The organism is Variovorax robiniae, assembly GCF_037889955.1.
GTDB lineage: Bacteria > Pseudomonadota > Gammaproteobacteria > Burkholderiales > Burkholderiaceae_C > Variovorax > Variovorax robiniae.
In genome coordinates this window covers 1-22742 of the sequence record NZ_JBBKZS010000040.1, presented here as the reverse complement: position 1 = coordinate 22742, position 22742 = coordinate 1, and the positions used below count along the sequence as shown (strand labels likewise).

Sequence of the window (22742 nt, the reverse complement as noted above, 5' to 3'; positions counted from 1 at the left end):
GTGGGTTTTTCTGGAGATGCTGCTCATTCGTCGCCCAGGCCGATCGGGCTCGGCTGGCGCTTCTCGATCGCATGGCGCAGCAGCGCGGCGCTGCGGAAGATGCCGTGCGCGAACTTGCCGTAGGGCAGGGTGGCGAAGAGCGCCATCACCGCGCCGAGGTGGACGCACAGGAGCACGGCCAGGGCCGGCGTACCGCGTCCCAGCCACAGGGCCAGGCCGCTCGCGCTGGTGAGGAACAGCAGCGCGATGAAGCCCAGGTCCATCGGCTTTTGCGTGGCGTCGCCGTGCAGCGGATGGCGCAGGCGGTTCAATTTCCACAGGCCAGCCGTGCCGATCATCAGGCTGACGCCGCCGACCACGCCAAGCAGCTTGGGCAGGCTGGGCAGTTCGTACGGCGCGACCCAGCCGAAAACGTAGTGGTAGAGCGTGGCGACGGCGGTGGCCGCAAAGCACAGCAGGAAACCGTAGAAGGCGAAGTGATGAAAGCGCCGGCGCCACAGCGTGAAGGCGTCGTCCTCGTTGTTGCAACCCTCGCCGTGCCCGCCGTCGAGATACTTCAGGCGCAGCACGGCATCGGTGGCCTCGGCTGCGGCCGGCCCGCTGATCGGTGCGTCGCTGGTGGCCGGCGTCACCTCGCGCCAGAAGCGCCGCACGCCCATCGCCAACGCCAGCGTCGCGTACAGGAACACCGGCGCGAACATGCCGACCAGCAGGTTGTGCGGGAACAACTGATAGAAGCTGCCGCCGAGCCCGCCACCCCATAGCGTTCCTTTCATGGCGACGGCCAGGATCAGGAAGAGCGCGAGGCCGGCCGACAGTGCCAGCGACAGCGTCAGGCCGTTGCGCTGGTAGAGGCGGCCGAATGCCGGCGGCCAGGCGTAGTCGGCATAGGTCTGGCCGCGCACCTCGGCCATGGCCTTGGGCACGTTGACCGCGAACTCGTGCGGCGGCGCGTACTGGCAGGCATGCAGGCAGGCGCCGCAGTTGTGGCACAGGTTGGCAAGGTAGTGGATGTCGGCCTTGCCGAACTCGAGCCGCCGCGTCATCGCCGGGAAGACGGCACAGAAGCCTTCGCAGTAGCGGCAGGCATTGCAGATCTGCATCTGGCGGCCGACTTCGGCCTCCCGCGCGTTCAGGATCGGGATCACCCGCATGCTGCTGCCGTTGGCCAGCATGCTGGCCTCGCGGGTCAGGACTTCAAGCGCTTGCATGGTCGACATTCCGAGTTGTGGCGGCAGCGGCCGCCTGTTGGCCGGCGATGCGGCCGAAGGCGGTGCCGATCGCCATGCCGACGCCCGCGGTGTAGCCCTTGCCCAGCACGTTGCCGGCCATCATTTCTCCGGCCACGAACAGGTTGGGGCTGGGCCAGCCGCCAAAGTGCACCGCGGCGCGGTCGTCGACCTTGAGGCCCAGGTAGGTGAAGGTGATGCCGGGTTTCAGCGCGTAGGCGTGGAAGGGTGGCGTGTCGAGCGGCCGCGCCCAGTGCGTCTTGGCGGGTGCCAGGCCCTCGGTGTGGCAGTCATCCAGCGCGGTGTGGTCGAAGGTGCCGACACGGCAGGCGGCGTTGTAGGCCTCGACGGTCCGGACGAAGGCCTGCTCCGGCAGGGCGAGCTTGCGCGCCAGTTCGGCCAGCGTGTCGGCCGTGGTGCCGGGAAACACCGGCGGCATGAAGCGGCCGATCGCCTTCTGGTCGATGACCGAGTAGCCGACCTGGCCCGGTTGCTGTGCCACCAACCGGCCCCAGATCGCATAGCGCTTGGGCCAGAAATCCTCGCCCTCGTCGTAGAAGCGATTGCCCTCGCGGTTGACCACCACGCCGAGCGACACGCAATCGATGCGGGTGCAGATGCCGCCGTCGTAGAGTGGCGCTCGGGCATCGATGGCGACCATGTGCGCCTGCGTCGGATCGCCGATCGCGTCGGCGCCCGATTCGATCATGTGCTTGAGCAGCACGCCCTGGTTGAAGCGGGTGCCTCGGATCAGGAAGTTGTCGGCCGGCCATTCCCCGCGCTCGTTCACACCCCAGGCTTCGCGCAGCCATTCGAGGTTGGACTCGAACCCGCCTGCCGCAAGCACGCAGCTCCTGGCTTCGATGCGTTCACCGCTGGCAGTGCGGGCGGCGACGAAGCGATCGCCGTCGAGTTCGACCGACACCACCGGCGTGTCGTAGAGGATCTGCACACCGAGCCTTTCCGCGCTGCGAAAGTACGCGTTGACCAGCGCCTTGCCGCCGCCCATGAAGAAGGCATTGGTGCGCGCCACATGCAGCGCGCCCGACAGCGGCGGCTGAAAGTGCACGCCGTGCTTTCGCATCCAGTCGCGACAGCTCGACGAGGCGCGGATCACGAGCCGCGCAAGGTGCTCGTCGGTGAGACCGCCGGTCACCTTGAGCAGGTCCTGCCAGTACTCTTCTTCCGGATAGGCGTCGACCAGCACGTCCTGCGGCGCATCGTGCATGCAGCGCAGGTTGCGGGTGTGCTGCGAGTTGCCGCCGCGCCAAGCGCGCGGAGACGATTCGAGCAGCAGCACGCTGGCGCCAGCCTCGCGCGCCATCAGCGCGGCGCACAGCGCGGCGTTGCCGCCGCCGACGACCAGGACATCGATCATGGGGTTTGCCTCTTTGTGGGGGTGAGGCAACTGTAGGCAGCAACGGCTGCGCGCGAAACGGCGAAACCGGCAACGGGTCTTCAGTGTTCGTGAAGGGTGGCGCCGGGCCAATGCCTGTCGCGTACCAGGGCGCGTGCCACGTCGCTCAGCACCACCCGGGCCGCCAGCGCGGCGGGTGACAACTCGTCATTCGACACGCTGGCCAGCAGGTTGCGGCGACTGCACTGCGCATCCGCAATCATGGCCTGTATCCACTTGCCGTCGCCGAGACGCGCGGTGACTGCACCGGGCTGGATGGTGGCGCCGCGGCCGGCGCGCACCGCATCCATCAGCAGCGAGAGGCCATCGATCTCGGCAACCACGTTCGGCGTGGCGCGCATCCGCGCAAAGGCGGCCTCGATCAGCGCGCGCAAGCCGTGCGTGCCGCTCGGCAGGATCAGCGGCAGCGTACCGAGTTGCGCCAGGCGCACACGCGGCGTGGCCGGCAGTCCTGGCAGTCCGGCGGCGCCGATCACGTAGAGCCGCTCGTCCAGCAGCGGCGTGACGCTCCAGCGTCGAGCGGTCTCGGTGCGGAACAGGATCGCCAGGTCCAGCTGGCGCGCATTGAGCATGGTCGCCAGGTGCCCCGACAACGCCTCGACCAGGTGCAGCCGGACGGCGGGATAGCGCTCGCTCATGGCTCGCATCAGCGGCACGCCGAGCACCGAGGCGGTGGTCGACGCCAGGCCGATGCTGACGTGGCCGGCCAGCCGGGCCTGCTGCGCTGCGCGCACCGCCTCGTCGGCATGCCGCAGCGTGAGCTGGGACTGCTGCAGGAAGGCAAGGCCTGCGTCGGTCGGCGTGACACCGGTCGACTGGCGCTGCAGCAGACGGGTGGAGAGTTCGCTTTCCAGCCGGCTGATCTGCTGGCTCAACGCCGAGGTGACGACGCCCAGTTCCAGCGCCGCGCGCCCCATGCTGCCGAGCTCGCACACCTTGACGAAATATCGCAGTTGCCGCAGTTCCATGGTCGTGTCCAAAACAGCTCGGGCGCGCTCCCGCACCCTTGATATTCCAACACGGATGACCCGCGGACACTTGACTCATGCGCGCAGGTCCGGGCGCCCGCCCGCATTCGCGCTTCCTGCGCCTAACCCCGTCGACTTGTTTGGCACTTGCAATGTGCTTCGGCAGGCCATCGCTCTTCCCAGGAAGCCTGGGGCATCGGTCATCAATATCACCGCGCCTCAATTGCGCGTGCGCGGCAAAGGCGGGGAGCGATCAACTCACGCGCGTGCTCGCGCTCGAATGGGGAAGCGCTGGCGTACGCCTCAACTCCATCTCGCAAGCGACGCGCAGCGGCAGTAGGCTGGCGGCAGCGTGCCTCTGAAGCGCATCGGGATCTTGGACGACATCGCAAACCTGGCGTGTTTCTCGCGTCTCCCCACGCGCGCTATATCTCTGGTGCGTTGATCCCCTGCGATGGGGAGGGGCACTCGAAAGCGTCAAGCCCGCGCTCGAAGCCGCCGGTTTGGCCGTGGCCCCTGAGGGCGCCGTCTTGCCAAGGTAGAAGCGGCTCTCCGTGGGTGGTTGCGTCACCCCAGCTTGACGAGGTTCTGAAGGACCAGCGGTGCGCCGCGTATGCGCGGCACGCCAAGGCCGTGCCCGGTCGCAAGACCGACATGGCCGACGCGCAGTGGCTGGCCACGCTGGCACGCGCGGGCTTGCTGCGCGCGTCATTCATCCCGCCGCGGGACTTGCGCGAGCTTCGGCTGGTGGCGCGCCAACGGCAAAAGCTCGTGGGCGCGGCCAGCGCTGAGAAGAACCGCCTGCACAAGGTGCTGGTTGACGCCGGGGTGAGGCTGAACGTGCTGGTCAAAGACATCCATGGGCGCGATGGTCAAGGCGCTCGTGCAAGACAGACCCCTTCATGAGGTTCTGGACCTCAAGGGGCGGTTGCGTGCCAGCCGCGAGGAGCTGTTCGAGGCGCTGAGCACCGAGCGGCTCAGCGCCACGCACCGCTTCGTCGCCGACGAGATCCTGCAGCACATCGAGCAGCGCATCGCCCGCATGGACCAGTACCTGCTGGCGGGCCTGTATCCTTGGACCGCGCAACCGACGCTGCTGCAGACCCTGCCGGGGATAGACCAGATCGGCGCGGCGATGCTGCTGGTGGAGATCGGCGCGGACATGAGCGTCTTCGGCAGCGCTGAGCGCCTGGCGTCTTGGGTGGGCATCTGCCCAGGCAACAACCAGAGTGCCGGCAAGCGCAAGAGCGGACGCATCCGCAAAGGCAATGCCTGGGTGCGCCGACTGCTGTGCGAGTTTGCGCAGGCCGCGGCGCGGACGCGCTGTGCCTTCAAGGACAAGTTCCAGGCGCTGCGTACGATCTACGCCATGCTGGACAGCGGCACCTACTACCAGGATCGCGTGGTGGACTACGAGGCGCTGAATGTGGCACGCAACGCCCCGCGCTGGCTCAAGATGCTGCACAAGCACGGCTTCATCGCCACGCCCGCCACCGCCTGAGTGCCGCCTGCCGCTGCGTCCCCAGCCCGGGCCGGCTTCAGGTCAGGCCTTGTCTCGTTCGGCGGGAGGTGTCTTCCACATTGAGGCATCGCGGGCATTGGCCGCGATCCTTCTACGCGCAGGAATTCTTGCCACGGTAAAGACGGCATACACGCTGGCTTCAGCAACGCACCCTAACAGCTACCGAATCAGCAACGCGGTTCATCCCAACAAACGCTTCTTCGAGCGCGATAGGGTTTGCCCCAGGCTTGCTGTCCGAATAGTCGGACGGCACCGCAACGAATTTCCCGGGTTGCCGGCGTCATGCGAATCATCGTCTCTGAGCAATGCATATGAAATCAACGGCTTAGCGCGTTCTCAGACTCTTGTCTGACGTGGCATATCGCTTGCTCTAGTCATCCGCCAGTCACATCGCCCTGATGCGACTTCGGTCATGACACAGGAGACAATCGATGAGTACCACGGGTGATGTTGACCCCACGGAGACCTGCGAGTGGATCGACGCGCTGGGCGCGGTCCGACAGCATCGCGGCCCCGACCGCACCAACTTCCTGTTGAACCGCTTGGTGGACGAGGGACGTCGCGATGGCGTCTACGTGCCGCGCTCGCTCAACACGGCCTACAAGAACACTTTCCCCCCAGAGCGCGAGGAGAAGTCGCCCGGCAACCGTGAGATCGAGCACCGCCTGCGTTCCATCATCCGCTGGAATGCGATGGCAATCATCTTGCGGGCCAACAAGGACTCGTCCGAGTTGGGCGGCCACATCGCGAGCTTCCAGTCTGCGGCGACGCTCTACGACATCGGCTTCGGCCACTTCTGGCATGCGGCCACGGAAACGCACGGGGGCGACCTGTTGTTCATCCAAGGTCACAGTTCGCCCGGCATCTATGCGCGCGCCTTTCTCGAAGGGCGCCTGACCGAGCAACAATTGCTCAACTACCGCCAGGAAGCGGACGGCAACGGCATCCCGTCCTATCCGCATCCTTGGCTGATGCCTGACTTCTGGCAGTTCCCGACCGTCTCCATGGGTCTCGGCCCGCTGATGGCGATCTACCAGGCGCGCTTCCTCAAGTACTTGCATGGGCGCGGCCTCGCCGATACGACGCCGCGCAAGGTCTGGGCGTTCATGGGCGATGGCGAGATGGACGAGCCCGAGTCGCTCGGTGCGATCTCGCTGGCGGGCCGTGAGAGTCTCGACAACCTGGTCTTCGTCATCAACTGCAATCTGCAGCGCCTGGACGGCCCGGTGCGGGGCAATGGCAAGATCGTGCAGGAACTCGAGAGCGTATTCCGCGGCGCCGGCTGGAACGTTATCAAGGTGCTCTGGGGCAGCGGCTGGGACGCGCTGCTCGCGAAGGACACCAGCGGCAAGCTGCTGCAGCGCATGGAAGAGTGCGTCGACGGCGAGTATCAGGACTTCAAGAGCAAGAGCGGCGCGTATGTGCGCGAGCACTTCTTCGGCAAGTACGAAGAGACTCGCGCGCTGGTCGCCGGCATGAGCGACGACGAGATCTGGGGCCTCACGCGCGGCGGCCACGACCCCGAGAAGGTGTTCGCCGCCTACGCCGCAGCCGTCAAGCACACTGGCCAGCCCACGCTGATCCTGCCCAAGACGGTGAAGGGCTACGGCATGGGCGAATCGGGCGAGGGCCAAATGATCGCCCACCAGGCCAAGAAGATGACGCAGGACGCGCTGCGCGGCTTTCGCGATCGCTTCCAGATCCCGGTGTCCGACGAGGAACTGCCCAACGTGCCGTTCATCAAGCTCGCCGAGGACAGCCCTGAGATGAAGTACCTGCGGGAGCGACGCGCAGCGCTCGGGGGCTACCTGCCTCAGCGCCGCATGAAGTCGACCGCGCTGGAGATTCCGCCGTTGTCCATCTTCGAGCGCCTGCTCAAGGACACCGGCGAGCGCGAGATCTCCACCACCATGGCCTTCGTGCAGATGCTCGGTACGCTGGTGCGCGACAAGGTGATCGGCAAGCACGTGGTGCCGATCGTGCCCGACGAGTCGCGCACCTTCGGCATGGAGGGCATGTTCCGCCAGCTCGGCATCTGGTCTTCGCTCGGCCAGCTCTACAAGCCGCAGGACGCGGACCAGCTCATGTACTACCGCGAGTCGAAGGACGGCCAGGTGCTTCAGGAAGGCATCAACGAGGGCGGCGCGATGTCCAGCTGGATCGTCGCGGCCACCTCGTACAGCACGAACAACGTGCCGATGATCCCGTTCTATATCTACTACTCGATGTTCGGGCTGCAGCGCGTCGGCGACCTGGCCTGGCTGGCAGGAGACATCCGTGCGCGCGGCTTCCTGCTCGGTGGTACCGCCGGACGCACGACGCTCAACGGCGAAGGCCTGCAGCACGAGGACGGCCACAGCCACATCTTGGCGGGCACGATTCCCAACTGCCTCTCGTACGACCCGACCTTCGCCTACGAGGTGGTGACCATCGTGCGCGACGGCATGCGCCGCATGTACTCCGAGCAGGAGGACGTGTACTACTACATCACGCTGATGAACGAGAACTACACGCACCCGGGCATGCCCGAAGGCAGCGAGGCGGGAATTCTCAAGGGGCTCTATCAGTTGAGCGATGGCGGCAAGACCCCTGAAACGGGAAAGAAAAAGGGCCACCGCGTGCAGCTCATGGGCAGCGGCACCATTCTGCGCGAGGTGATGTTCGCGGCCGAACTGCTGAAGGCCGACTTCGGCATCGCCGCCGACGTCTGGAGCGCCACCAGCTACAACGAGCTGCGCCGCGACGGCATGGCCGCCGAACGCTGGAGCCGGCTGCACCCGACCGAGCCCGCACGCAAGAGCCATGTCGAGCAATGCCTCGAAGGGCACGACGGCCCGGTCATCGCGGCCACCGATTACATGCGCAACTACGCCGACCAGGTGCGCGAGTACGTTCAGGCCGCGGGCCGACGCTACATCGTGCTCGGCACCGACGGCTTTGGCCGCAGCGATTACCGCCGCAAGCTGCGCCGCTTCTTCGAGGTGGATCGGTGGCACGTCGTGGTAGCCGCCCTCAAGGCGCTGGCGGACGACGGCGTCCTCAAGCACAGCGTGGTGGCCGACGCCATCGTGAAGTACGGGCTCGATGCCGAGCGCGCAGCCCCCTGGACAGTCTGAGGCACGACATGAGCAACGCAATCGACATCAAGGTTCCCGACATCGGTGACTTCAGCGACGTGCCGGTCATCGAAATTTTCGTGAAGCCCGGCGATACGGTGAAAGCCGAAGACCCACTGGTCTCGCTCGAATCCGACAAGGCGACGATGGATGTGCCCGCGCCACATGGCGGCGTGGTGGAGTCCATTTCCGTGAAGATCGGCGACAAGGTCGGCGAAGGCAGTGTCATCATGACCTTCAAGGCCGCAGGCGACGCAGCTTCTGTGCCTGCGCCTGCCGAGGCTGCCAAGCCCAGCGTGAGCGCCGCGCCTTCGGCCACCAGCGCACCGGCCGGCGTGGCCGAGGTGCGTGTGCCCGACATTGGTGAATTCAAGGACGTGCCCGTCATCGAGATCTTCGTGAAGGTCGGCGACACGGTGAAGGCCGAGGACCCGATCGTCTCGCTCGAATCCGACAAGGCCACGATGGATGTGCCGGCACCGCTCTCGGGCCTAGTGACGGCCATCGGCGTCAAATCGGCGACAAAGTCAGCGAGGGCTCGGTGATCCTGTCGCTCGCGACGGGCGGTGCGCCCGCTGCAACTGCTGCATCTGCACCGGCTGCACCTGCCACCTCGGCGCCCACGCAGGCCGCGGCATCGTCCAGCGGCGCCATCGACGAAGCCGCCTTTGCGCTCGCCTACGCCGGCCCCGCCGTGCGCAAGCTCGCACGTGAACTCGGCGTCGACCTCGGCAAGGTCAAGGGCACCGGTGACCACGGGCGCATCGTGCGCGCCGACGTGGAAGGCTTCGCGACGGGTGGCGGCGCAGCCGCTGCGCCGGCCACCGGCAAGGCCGCTGCGGCGCCTGCCGGAGGCGTCGGCGGCATCGACCTGCTGCCTTGGCCCAAGGTCGACTTCACGAAGTTCGGCCCGACCGAGCGGAAAGAACTCTCACGCATCAAGAAGATCAGCGCAGCCAACCTGCATCGCAATTGGGTCGTCATTCCGCATGTGACGACGCACGACGAGGCGGACATCACCGAGCTCGAGCCGTTCCGTGTGCAGATGAACAGGGAGCTGGAGAAGTCGGGCGTCAAGATAAGCATGCTGCCTTTCATGATGAAGGCGGCAGTTGCGACACTGAAGAAGTTCCCGGAGTTCAATGCGAGCCTCGACGGCGATGCGTTGGTCTTGAAGAATTACTGGCACATCGGCTTCGCGGCCGACACGCCCAACGGGCTCATGGTGCCGGTGATCCGCGACGTCGACAAGAAGTCCGTGCCCGAGATCGCCAAAGAGATGGGTGAGCTCGCCAAGCTGGCACGCGACGGCAAGCTCAAGCCCGACCAGATGTCGGGTGGCACCTTCACCATCAGCTCGCTCGGCGGCATCGGCGGCATCTATTTCACGCCGATCATCAACGCGCCCGAGGTCGCCATCATGGGCGTATGCAAGAGCTACTGGAAGCAGCACTCCAGCGACGGCAAGACCTACGCCTCGCGCCTCACGCTGCCGCTGTCCCTGTCATGGGATCACCGCGTGATCGATGGTGCCGCTGCCGCGCGCTTCAACGTCCATTTCGCCAACGTGCTCGCCGATCTGCGGCGCGTGCTGTTCTGAAGGAAGCTCCCAAATGGCAACAACGACACACGCGGTGGAAGTCAAGGTTCCCGACATCGGCGACTTCAAGGATGTCGCGATCATCGAACTGCTGGTCAAGCCCGGCGAAGTCATCGCGGTCGATACCGGCCTGATCATGGTGGAGTCCGACAAGGCCTCGATGGAGATTCCGTCCAGCCATGCGGGCACCGTGAAAGAGTTGAAGATTGCGCTCGGCGACAAGGTCAGCGAGGGCTCGGTGATCCTGGTGATCGAGACCGCGGGGGCTGCGCCCGTTGCGGCCCCGGTCGCTGCGCCAGCGCCGGTTGCTGCTGCGGCATCGGTTGCCACCGCACCCGCCGCCTCCGCACCCGCTCCGGTCGCCGGCAGCTACGCGGGCAAGGCCGACATCGAATGCGAGGTGCTCGTGCTCGGCGCCGGCCCCGGCGGCTATTCGGCCGCCTTCCGCAGTGCCGACCTCGGCATGGGGACAGTGCTGGTCGAGCGCTACGCCACGCTCGGCGGCGTGTGCCTCAACGTGGGCTGCATCCCGTCGAAGGCATTGCTGCACACGGCCGCGGTGATGGACGAGGTGAAGCTGCTCGCCAAACACGGCATCAAGTACGCCGCGCCCGAAGTCAACATCGACTCGCTGCGCGCCTTCAAGGACGGCGTCGTCAAGAAACTCACCGGTGGCCTCGCTGGGATGGCGAAGGCGCGCAAGGTCGAGGTCGTCACCGGTGTCGGCAGCTTCCTCGACGCGTACCACGTCGAAGTGGTGGGCGAGGGCGGTGCGAAGAAAGTGGTGAAGTTCGCCAAGGCCATCATCGCAGCGGGCTCGCAGGCCGTGAAGTTGCCTTTCATGCCCGAGGACGAGCGTGTTGTCGACTCCACCGGTGCGCTGCTGCTCAAGGGCGTTGCGAAGCGCATGCTGGTGATCGGCGGGGGCATCATCGGGCTGGAGATGGCCACGGTCTACTCGACGCTGGGCACGCGCATCGACGTGGTGGAGATGCTTGACGGCCTGATGCAGGGCGCCGACCGCGACCTCGTCAAGGTGTGGGAGAAGTTCAACGCGTCGCGCTTCGACAACGTCATGCTGAAGACGAAGACAGTCGGCGCAAAAGCGACGAAGGCCGGTATCGAGGTTAGTTTCGAGGGCGAGAAAGCGCCGAAGGACCCGCAGCTCTATGACCTCGTGCTCGTCGCCGTGGGCCGCAGTCCCAACGGCAACAAGATTGGCGCCGACAGGGCGGGCGTAGCCGTCAGTGAGCGCGGCTTCATCAACGTCGACAGGCAGATGCGCACCAACGTGCCTCACATCTTCGCCATCGGTGACATCGTCGGTCAGCCCATGCTCGCGCACAAGGCGGTGCACGAGGCGCATGTGGCGGCCGAGGTCGCGCACGGCGAGGCTGCCTTCTTCGATGCCAGACAGATTCCGTCGGTGGCCTACACCGACCCCGAGGTGGCATGGGCCGGCAAGACCGAAGAGCAGTGCAAGGCCGAGGGTGTCAAGGTTGGCAAGGCCGTGTTCCCTTGGGCGGCGTCGGGTCGTGCCATTGCCAACGGGCGCGACGAAGGCTTCACCAAGCTGCTGTTCGACGAGGCCACGCACCGCGTCGTCGGCGGCGGCATCGTCGGCACGCATGCGGGCGACCTGATCAGCGAGGTGTGCCTGGCCATCGAGATGGGCTGCGAGCCCGCCGACATCGGCAAGACCATCCACCCGCATCCGACTCTCGGCGAATCCATCGGCATGGCGGCCGAAGTCTTTGAAGGGCATTGCACCGACCTGCCCCCGGTAAAGAAGAAGTAGGCAGCCCACATGCCGCTCGCAATGGCCTTCGAGGCCCTGGGATCGGGGGCCCCAGTCGTGATCCTGCACGGCCTGTTCAGCGCTGGACGCAACTGGACGCACTTCGCGCAGTTGCTGGCCGCGGACTACCGAGTCTATTTGCCAGACGCCCGCAACCACGGCGCCTCGCCGTGGGCTTCGTCCATGTCGTATCCCGACATGGCGCTTGACGTGCGCTTGTTCATCGAGGACAAGCATATGCTGCGTCCTTTCGTGGTGGGGCACAGCATGGGTGGCAAGACCGCGATGGCGCTGGCGCTCGCGCATCCCCAATCCGTGGCCGGCATCACAGTGGTGGACACTGCTCCGGAGTTCTATGCGAACCAGTTTTCAGCTTATATGGCGGCCATGCAGGGGCTCGATCTCGCTACGACCCGGGCGCGAAGGGGGATTCGAGACACCCTCGCCGATCAACTGAATCGCGGTGCATCGGTCGAATTCCAGCTGCGCAACCTCAGAAGTCAGAGAGAGCGATTCGACTGGCGCATGAACCTCCTGGCCACGGCGGCGCGCATGCGCGAGCTGTGCGGTTTCCCCGCGTCGCTGCATGGCGCGCGCTACGAGGGTCCGGCGCTGTTCATCTCAGGCGCCGAATCCGACTACGTCCGACCTGAGTCGCGGGCCAGTATCCGAGCGCTGTTCCCCAATGCCGAGTTCAAAGGTGTCATCGACGCCGGGCATTGGGTACATGCGGACCAGCCTGAAGCGTTGCTGGCTGACCTGCGCGGCTGGCTCGGCGAAGCCTGCACGACACCTCATTGACTTTTCCTACGGAGACACCATGTCCGACAACCTGCGCGAAGCCGCCCTCGACTATCACCGCTACCCTACGCCTGGCAAAATCTCGGTCAACCCCACCAAGCCGATGGCAACGCAGCGCGACCTGGCGCTCGCCTATTCGCCCGGCGTGGCCGACGCCTGCATGGAGATCGTGCGCGACCCGGCCGAGGCCATGAACCTCACCTCGCGCGCCAACCTGGTGGCCGTCATCACCAACGGCACTGCGGTGCTGGGTCTCGGCAACATCGGCCCGCTGGCCGGCAAGCCGGTGATGGAGGGAAAGGGCTGCCTCTTCAAGAAGTTTGCCGGAATCGACGTGTTCGACATCGAGCTCGACGAGACCGACCCCGATGCGCTCATCGACACCATTGCGCGCATGGAGCCGACCTTCGGCGGCATCAACCTGGAAGACATCAAGGCGCCCGAGTGCTTCTACATCGAGAAGAAGCTGCGCGAGCGCATGAAGATCCCGGTGTTTCATGACGACCAGCATGGCACCGCCATCGTCGCGGCCGCCGCCATCCTCAATGCGTTGCGGCATGTGAAGAAGGACATCGGCGAGGTGAAGCTGGTCGCCTCGGGCGCCGGCGCGGCAGCATTGGCCTGCCTCGACCTGATCGTGAGCCTGGGCCTGCCGATGAACAACATCTTCGTCTCCGACAGCGCGGGCGTCGTCTACACCGGCCGCAAGGAGCAGATGGACCCGAACAAGGCCCGCTATGCGCAGGACACCCCGGCGCGCAAGCTGGCGGACGTGATCGGCGGCGCCGACATCTTCCTGGGCCTCTCGGCCGGGGGTGTGCTGAAGCCCGAGATGGTGACGGCAATGGCGCGCGATCCGATCATTCTCGCCATGGCCAACCCGACCCCGGAGATCCTGCCGGAAGACGCGCTGGCCGTGCGCCCCGACGCCATCCTCGGCACCGGGCGCTCGGACTATCCGAACCAGGTCAACAACGTCCTGTGCTTTCCCTTCATCTTCCGCGGTGCGCTCGACGTAGGCGCGACCACCATTAACGAGGAGATGAAGCTCGCCGCCGTGCGCGCCATTGCGGACCTGGCGCATGCCGAGATTCCCGAAGTGGTGGCGCAGGCCTATGGTGCGGTCGGCCTGCGCTTCGGCCGCGACTACCTGATTCCCAAGCCCTTCGATCCACGCCTGATCGAAGCGGTGGCACCCGCGGTGGCGCAGGCCGCGCTCGACAGCGGCGTGGCGACCCGGCCCATCGAGGACATGAAGGCCTACCGCCAGCGCCTGTCGCAGTTCGTCTACCAGTCGGGCAGCAGCATGCAGCCGCTGTTCGCGGCGGCAAAGCAGTCCCCCCGGCGTGTGGTCTATGCGGAGGGCGAGGACGAGCGCGTGCTGCGTGCCGCACAGGTGGTGGTGGACGAAGGCCTGGCGCGACCGCTCCTGCTGGGCCGCCCGGATGTGATCGCCGAGGGCATCACGCAGTATGGCCTGCGCCTCGTGCTGGGCACCGATTGCGAGGCGGTCGATCTGCTTGATCCCACGGTGCATGGCGATGCGGCCGAAGCCTATTACCAGCTCAGGCGCCGCTGCGGCGTTTCGCGCGCAGTGGCGCAGACCGAAATGCGCAGTCGCGGTACGCTGCTCGCAGCCATGCTGGTGCGCCAGGGCCGCGCTGATGCGATGCTGTGCGGCACGTTGGGCAGCTATGGCGACCACCTGCGCCATGTGCGCGACGTGATCGGCCTGCGCCCGGGCACGAAGACCCTGGCCGCCATGCAGATGCTGATGTTGCCCGGCCGGCAACTCTTCATCTGCGACACGCACGTCAATCGCGATCCCGACGCCGCGCAAATCGCCGAGATCGCGCTGCTCGCGGCCGAAGAGGTCCGCCGCTTCGGCGTGACGCCGAGCGTGGCGCTGCTTTCGCACTCCAACTTCGGCGGTTCGGACGCGGCCTCCGCGGTGAAGATGCGCGAGGCGCTGGCGATCATCAAGGCGAGCGATCCGCAACTCGCGGTGGAAGGCGAGATGCGCGGCGACGCGGCGCTGTCCAAGTCGATCCTTGACCACGAGTTCCCGGACTCTGCGCTGAGCACCGAGGCCAATGTGCTCATCATGCCCAACGTTGACGCCGCCAACATCTCCTACAACCTTTTGCGCATTGCGGCGGGCAATGGCATCACGGTCGGCGGGATCCTGCTGGGCGCCGATCGGCCGGTGCACATCCTCACGCCGTCGTCGACCGTGCGCCGCATCGTCAACATGACGGCGCTGGCGGTGGTCGATGCCAATTCGCACCGCGGCGCCACGTGAGCAGGGCGAATCCATGAACGAGACCGTGCTCCATGGCCCGCAGCGCGGGGCCGCCAAGACGCGCCGCATACCCATCCGCGTGGCCGAGGCGGGAACAGCGTTGCCTAAGCCCGACTGGATCCGCGTGCGCGTTTCGCAGAGCGACCGCTTTCGGGAGGTGAAGAGAACGCTGCGCGAGGCCAGCCTGCACACCGTGTGCGAAGAGGCGTCGTGCCCCAACATCGGCGAGTGTTTCAGCAAGGGCACCGCCACCTTCATGGTGCTGGGTGACCTTTGCACGCGCCGCTGCCCGTTCTGCGACGTGGCCCACGGGCGTCCCCAGCCGCCCGATCCGCAGGAAGCGCAGCACCTGGCCGAGACCGTGGCGCGCCTGCGCCTGCAGTACGTGGTGATCACCAGCGTCGACCGCGACGATCTGCGCGACGGTGGCGCGGCGCACTTCGCTGCATGCATCCGCGCGGTGCGCCGACAGTCGCCCGGCACACGGATCGAAGTGCTTACGCCTGATTTCCGTGGCCGTGCCGAGGTCGCGCTCGACATCCTGGCTGCCGAGCCGCCGGATGTGATGAACCACAACCTTGAAACCGTCCCGCGCCTCTACCGCCAGGCGCGGCCCGGAGCCGACTACGCGCATTCGCTGCGGCTGCTGCAAGCCTTCAGACAGCGCTGCCCACAGGTGCCGACCAAGTCCGGCGTAATGCTGGGCCTGGGTGAATCCGACGAGGAGGTGATGGACGTCATGCGCGACATGCGCCGCCATGGCGTCGACATGCTGACCGTCGGCCAATACCTCCAGCCGCGCCCCGGCAACCTGCCGGTCAAGCGCTACGTCGCGCCCGCGCAGTTCGACGCGCTGGCGCGACAGGCGCATGCTATGGGCTTTGCCCACGCCGCTTGCGCAGCGCTGGTGCGATCGAGCTACCACGCCGATCAGCAGGCCCATGCGGCAGGCGTCTGAAATTTTCCAGGAGACCCTCGTGAACCACTCACCCGCATCCAAGCCCCCCCTCTACAAATCCCTGTACTTCCAGGTCATCACGGCGATCGTCATCGGCGTGCTGCTCGGGCATTTCTGGCCCGAGACCGGCGCGGCCATGAAGCCGCTCGGCGACGGCTTCATCAAGCTCATCAAGATGATCATCGCCCCGATCATCTTCTGCACCGTAGTGGTCGGCATCGCCGGCATGGAAGACATGAAGAAGGTCGGCAAGACCGGCGGGCTGGCGCTGCTGTACTTCGAGATCGTGAGTTCCGTCGCGCTGGTGGTGGGCCTCATCATCATCAACATCGTGCGGCCGGGTTCCGGCATGAACGTGGATGTGAGCCAGCTCGACACCAAGGGCATCGCGGCCTACACCGGCCCGGGCAAGATGCAGAGCACCACCGACTTCCTGCTCAACGTCATCCCCAACACCGTGGTCGATGCCTTTGCCAAAGGCGAGATCCTGCAGGTGCTGCTGATTGCCGTGATGTTCGGCTTTGCGCTGCACAAGTTCGGCGGCCGTGGCACGCTGATCTTCGACGTGATCGAGAAGGGCTCGCACGTGCTGTTCAGCATCGTGGGCTACATCATGAAGGTGGCGCCCATCGGTGCCTTCGGCGCGATGGCCTTCACCATCGGCAAGTACGGCGTGGGCTCGCTGCTGCAACTCGGCCAGCTCATGGCGACCTTCTATGCCACCTGCCTGCTGTTCATCTTCGTCGTGCTCGGGGCCATTGCCAGGTTCCACGGCTTCGCGCTCTGGAAGTTCATCCGCTACATCAAGGAAGAACTGCTGATCGTGCTGGGCACCTCGTCTTCCGAATCGGTGTTGCCACGCATGATGGCAAAGCTGGAGAACCTGGGCGCGCGCAAGTCGGTCGTCGGCCTGGTCGTTCCCACGGGCTATTCCTTCAACCTCGACGGCACCTCGATCTACCTGACGATGGCGGCGGTGTTCATCGCCCAAGCTACCAACACCGACATGACATGGACCCAGCAGCTCACGCTGCTGGCCGTGCTGCTGCTGACTTCCAAGGGCGCCGCGGGCGTCACCGGCAGCGGCTTCATTGTGCTGGCCGCGACGCTGTCCGCCGTGGGCCATGTGCCGGTGGCCGGCCTCGCGCTGATCCTGGGCATCGACCGCTTCATGTCCGAGGCGCGCGCGCTGACCAACCTGATCGGCAACGGCGTGGCCACGCTGGTCGTCGCCAAGTGGACCGGGGACCTCGACAGCGATCGCATGACAAGGCTGCTCAACCAGGAAACGGCGGCCGAGGCGGACGAGCCCGAGATGGTGCTCGACGCGACCGAAGCGCACATGCCCGCGGGCGTGTCGCGTTGACCCGCGCAAGCTCAGCAACACGCGAAGCATCATCATGCCCAACTCTGAGTCGAAGCACCGCATTGTCATCGTGGGCGGTGGCGCCGGCGGGCTGGAGCTGGCCACGCGCCTCGGCGACGCGCGGGGCTTGCGCGCTCGTGCAGCCATCACGCTGATCGACAAGAACCGCACGCACGTCTGGAAACCCAAGCTGCACGAGATCGCCTCGGGCAGCATGGACATGAGCGCGCATGAGGTTGACTACCTCGCACAGGCGCACTGGCACCACTTCCGCTTCCGGCTGGGGGAATTGACGGGCATCGACCGCGAGCGGCGCGAGGTGCACGTCGCGCCCTACCTGGACGACGAAGGCCGGTTGGTCACCCCGGAACGCAGCTTCGGCTATGACACGCTGGTGGTTGCCATCGGTAGCCTCAGCAACGACTTCGGAACGCCGGGCGTGCGAGAGCATGCGCTGCGGCTGGAGTCGAAGGCGGACGCGCAGCGCTTTCATCAACGCATGGTGAACGCCTGCATTCGCGCGCATGCCCAGACGACGCCGCTTCGGCCAGAGCAGTTGCACGTGGCCATCATCGGTGCCGGCGCCACCGGCGTGGAGCTTGCAGCGGAGCTGCACCGCACTACGCGCGAGGTCATTGCCTATGGGCTCGACCGCGTGGATGCCGAGAAGGATATCCAGGTCAGCGTGATCGAGGCCGCCGAGCGCGTGCTGCCGGCGCTGCCGATCCGCATCTCGACAGCGACCGAAGGGCTCCTGCGCGAACTGGGCGTGGACGTGCACACCTCCGCGAAGGTGGCAGAGGTGCTACCCGACGGCGTGCGACTGGCCGACGGGCGGAACTTGCCGGCCGAACTCGTGGTGTGGGCCGCGGGCGTGAAGGCGGCCGATTTCATGAAGGACATCGCGGGACTGGAGACGAATCGAAGCAACCAGCTGGTGGTGCTGCCGACGCTGCAGACCACGCGTGACGCCGACATCTTTGCGATGGGCGACTGCGCCGCGTGTGCCTGGCCCGAGGCCAACGGCGGCAAGGGCGGGTTCGTGCCACCGCGCGCGCAGGCGGCCCATCAACAGGCCTCGCACATGGCCGCGCAGATCAAGCGCCGCCTGCAGGATAAGCCGCTCAAGCCCTATCGTTACCGCGACTTTGGCTCGCTCGTATCGCTGGGCGAATTCAGCACCGTGGGCAACATGATGGGCGGCCTCGTCGGGGGCAGCCTGATGATCGAAGGCCGCTTCGCGCGGCTGATGTATGTCTCGCTCTACAAGATGCATGAGTTAGCGCTGCATGGGTTCGTGAAGGTCTCGCTCGACACGCTCGCTCGGCTCATCACCCGGCGCACGGAGCCGCATGTCAAGCTGCACTGAGCCCGCACTTTTTTTTCCAACCCCAAGGAGATTTTTCATGTCAGACGATATCGTGATCGTGGCCGCTCAACGCACGGCGGTGGGCAAATTCGGCGGCGCGCTGGCCGGCACGCCTGCAACGGAACTCGGCGCCCACGTCATCAAGGGCATGCTCGCCAAGGCCGGCGTGCCGGGCGATGCAGTGACCGAAATAATCATGGGACAGGTGCTTGCGGCGGGTGCGGGCCAGAACCCTGCGCGGCAGGCGGTGCTCAAGGCTGGGCTGCCGAACGGCGTGCCGGGCTTGACGATCAATGCGGTCTGCGGATCGGGCCTGAAGTCCGTGATGCTGGCGGCGCAGGCGGTGCAGTGCGGTGACGCCGAGATCGTCGTGGCCGGTGGCCAGGAAAATATGAGCGCCGCGCCGCATGTCCTGCCGAACTCGCGCAATGGTCAGCGCATGGGCGACTGGAAGCTCGTCGACACCATGATCGTCGACGGCCTGTGGGACGTCTACAACCAGTACCACATGGGCATCACGGCCGAGAACGTCGCGAAGAAGTACGGTATCACGCGTGAAATGCAGGATGCGCTGGCACTGGCTTCGCAGCAGAAGGCTGCCGCCGCGCAGGATGGGGGCCGCTTCAACGACGAAATCCTGCCCTTCAGCATTGCGCAGAAGAAGGGCGATCCGATCGTCTTTGCAGCCGATGAATTTCTGAACCGCAAGACCCACGCCGACGGGCTGGCCGGCCTGCGACCCGCCTTCGACAAGGCAGGCTCGGTCACGGCCGGCAATGCCTCCGGCCTGAACGATGGCGCGGCTGCGGTGCTGGTAATGTCGGCGTCGCGGGCAGCCGCGCTGGGCCTGCAGCCGCTGGCCGTGATCCGCGCCTATGCGAGCGCGGGGCTCGACCCCTCGCTCATGGGCATGGGCCCGGTGCCGGCCTCGCGGCTGTGCTTGCAGAAGGCCGGATGGAAGGCGCAGGACCTGGACCTGATGGAGATCAACGAGGCCTTCGCGGCGCAGGCCTGTGCGGTTAACCGCGAAATGGAATGGGATACCAGCAAGATCAATGTGAACGGTGGCGCCATCGCCATTGGCCACCCTATCGGGGCGTCGGGTTGCCGTGTGCTGGTGACCTTGCTGCACGAGATGCGCCGGCGCGGCGCCAACAAGGGTCTAGCCTCGCTGTGCATCGGCGGCGGGATGGGCGTGGCACTGGCCGTCGAACGGGCCTAAGCGGTTTTTTTAACAGACGAAGGAGCAATGGAATGAGTCAACAAGGAAAAGTGGTCCTGGTCACCGGCGGCATGGGCGGCCTCGGCGAAACGATTTCGACCAAGATGGTGGATGCGGGCTACAAGCTCGCAGTGACCTATTCACCCGGCAACAAGACACACGCCGATTGGGTCGCGCAGATGGGATCCCGCGGCTACGAGATCTTGGCCGTGCCGTGCGACGTGACGGAGTACGACTCGTGCGCCAGCGCGGTGGCCCAGGTCACGCAGAAACTGGGTCCGGTCGAAGTGCTGGTCAACAACGCCGGTATCACGCGCGACATGACCTTCAAGAAAATGGACCGCATCAACTGGGACGCGGTGCTGCGCACCAACCTCGACAGCCTGTTCAACATGAGCAAGCAGGTGGCGGACGGCATGGTCGATCGCGGGTGGGGCCGCATTATCAACGTGTCGTCGGTCAATGGCTCCAAGGGCGCCTTCGGCCAGACCAACTACTCGGCGGCCAAGGCCGGCGTGCATGGCTTCACCAAGGCGCTGGCGCTCGAAGTGGCGAAGAAGGGCGTGACCGTCAACACCATCTCGCCGGGCTATATCGGCACGAAGATGGTGACGGCGATCCCGAAGGAAGTGCTCGACAGCAAGATCCTCCCGCACATCCCAGTGGGCCGACTCGGCAAGCCAGAGGAGGTGGCGGGCCTGATCATCTACCTCGCCTCGGAAGAGGCGGCCTTCGTTACCGGTGCCAACATCGCCATCAACGGCGGCCAGCACATGCAATGAGCGTTCGCTTCCTTGCGCGTCGCCCTTGCGAGCTGCCACCGATGCGCACATGAGGCGCTTGCGCAATAACGGCCCGATGACCACGATGGAGCCAATGCAGCGCCTCGATACAACCTCCAGCAATTACAGGCATAGGCACAGCCTGTGGCGCTGCTGCGGCGCGCTTGCATTGGTGGCGATCTCCGCCTTCGCCGGGCACCAAGTCGCCATGCAGCGGCCGGCTTGGCGCGCGATCGCGAAGCGGCCGGGCACCGGCCGGACAAGCTCGCGAGCCGGTTGGGTGCCGACCTGGCCCGCTTCGACTAACTTGCCGCCCTTGCTGCAGATGACGCCTACCGACAGCACTTTGTGCCGCTCAACTGCGGCGGACTACCCGAGTCGCTGGCGGAGAGCGAACTCTTTGGCCACGAACTCGGGGCCTTTGCCGGCGCCAATCGGGTGCGAGCCGGAAAGTTCGAGATGCCCACGGTGGCACGGTGTTCCTTGACGAGATCGAGAGCATGCCGATGGCAGTGCAGATCAATCTGCTGCGGACCCTGCAAGAGCGCTCCGGGGTCCGCATCGGCTCGAACAAGGCCATTTCATTCGATTGCCGGTTGGTTGCCGCGAGCAAGGAGGACTTCAGAGAGCTCTGCGACAAAAAGCAGCCCGCGCGGACGGGGGATGGAAGCCGCTGCCGTCTAATTGCATACCGACTGAACCAAAGTGCAGTCCCATTCGAGATCACACTGCCGTAGGGTTCGTGCATGAGGAGTCCCGAATCCTTCATCGCGGTAGTGGACGATGGACCGCCCCTGCGCGTAATGCTCGGGCGGCTGTTACGGCTGGCCGAGTACCGCCTCCGTGAATACGCGACCGGTGGGGAGTTCCTGGCCTCGCTCAGGGCCCATATGCCGCAATGCGCCATCGTGGATCTGCACATGTCAAGCTTGTCGGGGTTCGAGGTGCAGTCGCGCATCCGCGCCGCGAACCTGCAGGTGCCGGTGGTGTTCATCACGGGATCTGACGATGATGCGCTCGAGCGCACCGCGCTCGCGGCCGGCGTGAGGAATCTGCTGCGCAAGCCGTTCTCGAGTGACGAACTGCTCGAGGCGATCGGCCGCGCGATCGGCTCGGCTGAGGACTTGTATGGGTGACTAGTACCACTTCCCGTAAATAAGTTTAATCATTAGGTGGACTTGAAGTTGACCCGATTTCGCGGACACTGGATCCTTACGGATGAAGGATTCCATCAGGGACAGTGGCTGCGGAGTCCGCAGAAGTCCGAATGTACGGATGCAATCTTTCCTTTGAGCCGTCGAGAAGAGGACTTGGCAAACCCGGGGGCGTCCATGTACGTATACATGCATGCAGACCGTTTGAAGTCAACGAAAAGAGCTTGCAAAAGGCGCGAGGTCCATACATCCACAGACGCCGATATCACCCTGGCTACAGGAATCCGACCCTCATCTGGCAAAAAACAGCGACTCGACGCCGCAATCGGCAGACGTTGCCGCAACTGCCGCGACCGCTGCGGTCGCCGTGAGGCCCAACGCCGCCGACAACTGCGATCCTGTTGCACGGCGTCGATCGCTTCATGAACGACTCGATCCAGCCCTTGGTGCGCTTGATGCGGTCGTCCAGTACTTTTATCTGCTCGGTAACGCAACCTACATCTCGTCGATGGCCGTAGTGCGAACCTCGCCCTGCGCGGCGAGCGAATAGCGCTCGCGCGTCTTCACATAGAAGCTCGCGCCGAAGCGGGCCACCGGAAAGTAGTGCTGCAGGCGCACGCGCCAGGCGTCGGTGTCTATGAGCTCGTCGCGTGCGTGCAGCCAGCGCACCTGGCCGATGAAGATCTGCCGGCTGTCGGTTTCCAGCGTTTCCCACAGCGTGCATTCGAAGGCGACTGGCGCCTCGGCGATGCGCGGCGGCTTCACCGCGAGGCTCGGCAGCACCGTGAAGCCGACGACATCGAGTTCGCTCACGTCCGGCGGATGGCGCTCGCCGCAGCGGTGCATCTGTTCGGCGATGTCCTCGTCGGCCAGGTGGACGACGAATTCGCCGGTCCGGACGATGTTGACGGCCGTGTCCTTGAGCGCGCCGTCCTGCAATCGGTTGATGCTGATCATCACGATGGGCGGTTCCTCGCCCAGCATGTTGAACATGCTGAAGGGCGCGGCGTTGACGACGCCGTCGGGGCCCAGCGTCGTGACCAGCGCGATCGGCCTGGGCACGATGAGGCTGGCCATGAGCTTGTAGCGCTGGTGTTCGGTGATGGCGGAAAAGTCGATGTTCATGGCTTGCGCCTCA

General features: G+C 65.6%; 15 protein-coding genes and 3 pseudogenes. 14 read left to right on the top strand and 4 right to left on the bottom strand.

Annotated features, from left to right (window positions below):
- Positions 1–23: 23 nt before the first annotated feature.
- The 3 genes from tcuB to WKW79_RS35265 all read right to left on the bottom strand — a co-directional run bounded on the left by tcuB (position 24) and on the right by WKW79_RS35265 (position 3614).
- Positions 24–1211, bottom strand: coding sequence for a tricarballylate utilization 4Fe-4S protein TcuB (tcuB, locus tag WKW79_RS35275; RefSeq protein WP_340339889.1), 1188 nt, complete (start codon positions 1209–1211; stop codon positions 24–26).
- Positions 1198–2607: an FAD-dependent tricarballylate dehydrogenase TcuA gene (gene tcuA, locus WKW79_RS35270; RefSeq protein WP_340339888.1), complete on the bottom strand. Its 1410-nt coding sequence runs from the start codon at positions 2605–2607 to the stop codon at positions 1198–1200. The genes tcuB and tcuA overlap by 14 nt, the downstream gene beginning before the upstream one ends.
- Before the next feature lie 80 nt (positions 2608–2687).
- On the bottom strand, positions 2688–3614 hold the full coding sequence (locus WKW79_RS35265) for a LysR substrate-binding domain-containing protein (RefSeq protein ID WP_340339887.1): 927 nt from the start codon (positions 3612–3614) through the stop codon (positions 2688–2690).
- A gap of 77 nt (positions 3615–3691) precedes the next feature.
- Here WKW79_RS35265 and WKW79_RS35260 point away from each other — a divergent pair, with 77 nt between their 5' ends.
- The 14 genes and pseudogenes from WKW79_RS35260 (at position 3692) to WKW79_RS35195 (ending at position 21586) form a co-directional block, all read left to right on the top strand.
- Positions 3692–3976, top strand: coding sequence for an SDR family oxidoreductase (locus WKW79_RS35260; protein WP_340339886.1), 285 nt, complete (start codon positions 3692–3694; stop codon positions 3974–3976).
- 253 nt (positions 3977–4229) lie between these two features.
- Positions 4230–5115, top strand: a pseudogene (locus tag WKW79_RS35255) (IS110 family RNA-guided transposase); the annotation flags it as partial.
- 452 nt (positions 5116–5567) lie between these two features.
- Positions 5568–8252 (top strand): pyruvate dehydrogenase (acetyl-transferring), homodimeric type, encoded by a 2685-nt coding sequence (aceE, locus tag WKW79_RS35250; protein WP_340339885.1) that lies wholly within the window; start codon positions 5568–5570, stop codon positions 8250–8252.
- 8 nt (positions 8253–8260) lie between these two features.
- Positions 8261–9852, top strand: a pseudogene (locus WKW79_RS35245) (dihydrolipoyllysine-residue acetyltransferase).
- 13 nt (positions 9853–9865) lie between these two features.
- Positions 9866–11650, top strand: coding sequence for a dihydrolipoyl dehydrogenase (gene lpdA, locus WKW79_RS35240; protein ID WP_340339884.1), 1785 nt, complete (start codon positions 9866–9868; stop codon positions 11648–11650).
- A 9-nt stretch (positions 11651–11659) separates the two neighbouring features.
- Entirely contained in the window at positions 11660–12451 is a 792-nt protein-coding gene (locus WKW79_RS35235; RefSeq protein ID WP_340339883.1) for an alpha/beta fold hydrolase, read from the top strand.
- A gap of 19 nt (positions 12452–12470) precedes the next feature.
- Positions 12471–14753 (top strand): NADP-dependent malic enzyme, encoded by a 2283-nt coding sequence (locus WKW79_RS35230; RefSeq protein WP_340339882.1) that lies wholly within the window; start codon positions 12471–12473, stop codon positions 14751–14753.
- Positions 14754–14766: 13 nt separating this feature from the next.
- The gene (gene lipA, locus WKW79_RS35225; RefSeq protein WP_340339881.1) at positions 14767–15711 is read left to right on the top strand and encodes a lipoyl synthase; all 945 of its coding nucleotides are present in this window, start codon (positions 14767–14769) and stop codon (positions 15709–15711) included.
- Positions 15695–17077: a dicarboxylate/amino acid:cation symporter gene (locus WKW79_RS35220; protein WP_340339880.1), complete on the top strand. Its 1383-nt coding sequence runs from the start codon at positions 15695–15697 to the stop codon at positions 17075–17077. Before lipA ends, WKW79_RS35220 begins: the two co-directional genes overlap by 17 nt.
- A gap of 34 nt (positions 17078–17111) precedes the next feature.
- Complete coding sequence (locus WKW79_RS35215) at positions 17112–18446, top strand: NAD(P)/FAD-dependent oxidoreductase (protein WP_340339879.1); 1335 nt, start codon at positions 17112–17114, stop codon at positions 18444–18446.
- A 37-nt stretch (positions 18447–18483) separates the two neighbouring features.
- Complete coding sequence (locus tag WKW79_RS35210) at positions 18484–19668, top strand: acetyl-CoA C-acetyltransferase (protein ID WP_340339878.1); 1185 nt, start codon at positions 18484–18486, stop codon at positions 19666–19668.
- A gap of 32 nt (positions 19669–19700) precedes the next feature.
- Entirely contained in the window at positions 19701–20450 is a 750-nt protein-coding gene (gene phbB / locus WKW79_RS35205) for an acetoacetyl-CoA reductase (RefSeq protein ID WP_340339877.1), read from the top strand.
- A 342-nt stretch (positions 20451–20792) separates the two neighbouring features.
- Positions 20793–21163, top strand: a pseudogene (locus WKW79_RS35200) (sigma 54-interacting transcriptional regulator); the annotation flags it as partial.
- A gap of 33 nt (positions 21164–21196) precedes the next feature.
- Positions 21197–21586, top strand: coding sequence for a response regulator transcription factor (locus WKW79_RS35195; RefSeq protein ID WP_340339876.1), 390 nt, complete (start codon positions 21197–21199; stop codon positions 21584–21586).
- A gap of 513 nt (positions 21587–22099) precedes the next feature.
- On the opposite strand, the gene WKW79_RS35190 is transcribed toward WKW79_RS35195, so the two are convergent.
- Complete coding sequence (locus tag WKW79_RS35190; RefSeq protein WP_340339895.1) at positions 22100–22729, bottom strand: flavin reductase family protein; 630 nt, start codon at positions 22727–22729, stop codon at positions 22100–22102.
- Positions 22730–22742: the final 13 nt, after the last annotated feature.

Excerpts from the sequence above, each read along its gene's own strand:
- WKW79_RS35190 (WP_340339895.1), bottom strand. The coding sequence starts at position 22,729 with ATGAACATCGACTTTTCCGCCATCACCGAACACCAGCGCTACAAGCTC.
- phbB (WP_340339877.1), top strand. The coding sequence starts at position 19,701 with ATGAGTCAACAAGGAAAAGTGGTCCTGGTCACCGGCGGCATGGGCGGC.
- aceE (WP_340339885.1), top strand. The coding sequence starts at position 5,568 with ATGAGTACCACGGGTGATGTTGACCCCACGGAGACCTGCGAGTGGATC.
- tcuA (WP_340339888.1), bottom strand. The coding sequence starts at position 2,607 with ATGATCGATGTCCTGGTCGTCGGCGGCGGCAACGCCGCGCTGTGCGCC.
- WKW79_RS35235 (WP_340339883.1), top strand. The coding sequence starts at position 11,660 with ATGCCGCTCGCAATGGCCTTCGAGGCCCTGGGATCGGGGGCCCCAGTC.
- tcuB (WP_340339889.1), bottom strand. The coding sequence starts at position 1,211 with ATGCAAGCGCTTGAAGTCCTGACCCGCGAGGCCAGCATGCTGGCCAAC.
- lipA (WP_340339881.1), top strand. The coding sequence starts at position 14,767 with ATGAACGAGACCGTGCTCCATGGCCCGCAGCGCGGGGCCGCCAAGACG.
- WKW79_RS35265 (WP_340339887.1), bottom strand. The coding sequence starts at position 3,614 with ATGGAACTGCGGCAACTGCGATATTTCGTCAAGGTGTGCGAGCTCGGC.
- WKW79_RS35210 (WP_340339878.1), top strand. The coding sequence starts at position 18,484 with ATGTCAGACGATATCGTGATCGTGGCCGCTCAACGCACGGCGGTGGGC.
- WKW79_RS35260 (WP_340339886.1), top strand. The coding sequence starts at position 3,692 with ATGCGCGCAGGTCCGGGCGCCCGCCCGCATTCGCGCTTCCTGCGCCTA.
- WKW79_RS35215 (WP_340339879.1), top strand. The coding sequence starts at position 17,112 with ATGCCCAACTCTGAGTCGAAGCACCGCATTGTCATCGTGGGCGGTGGC.
- WKW79_RS35230 (WP_340339882.1), top strand. The coding sequence starts at position 12,471 with ATGTCCGACAACCTGCGCGAAGCCGCCCTCGACTATCACCGCTACCCT.
- WKW79_RS35220 (WP_340339880.1), top strand. The coding sequence starts at position 15,695 with ATGCGGCAGGCGTCTGAAATTTTCCAGGAGACCCTCGTGAACCACTCA.
- WKW79_RS35195 (WP_340339876.1), top strand. The coding sequence starts at position 21,197 with ATGAGGAGTCCCGAATCCTTCATCGCGGTAGTGGACGATGGACCGCCC.
- lpdA (WP_340339884.1), top strand. The coding sequence starts at position 9,866 with ATGGCAACAACGACACACGCGGTGGAAGTCAAGGTTCCCGACATCGGC.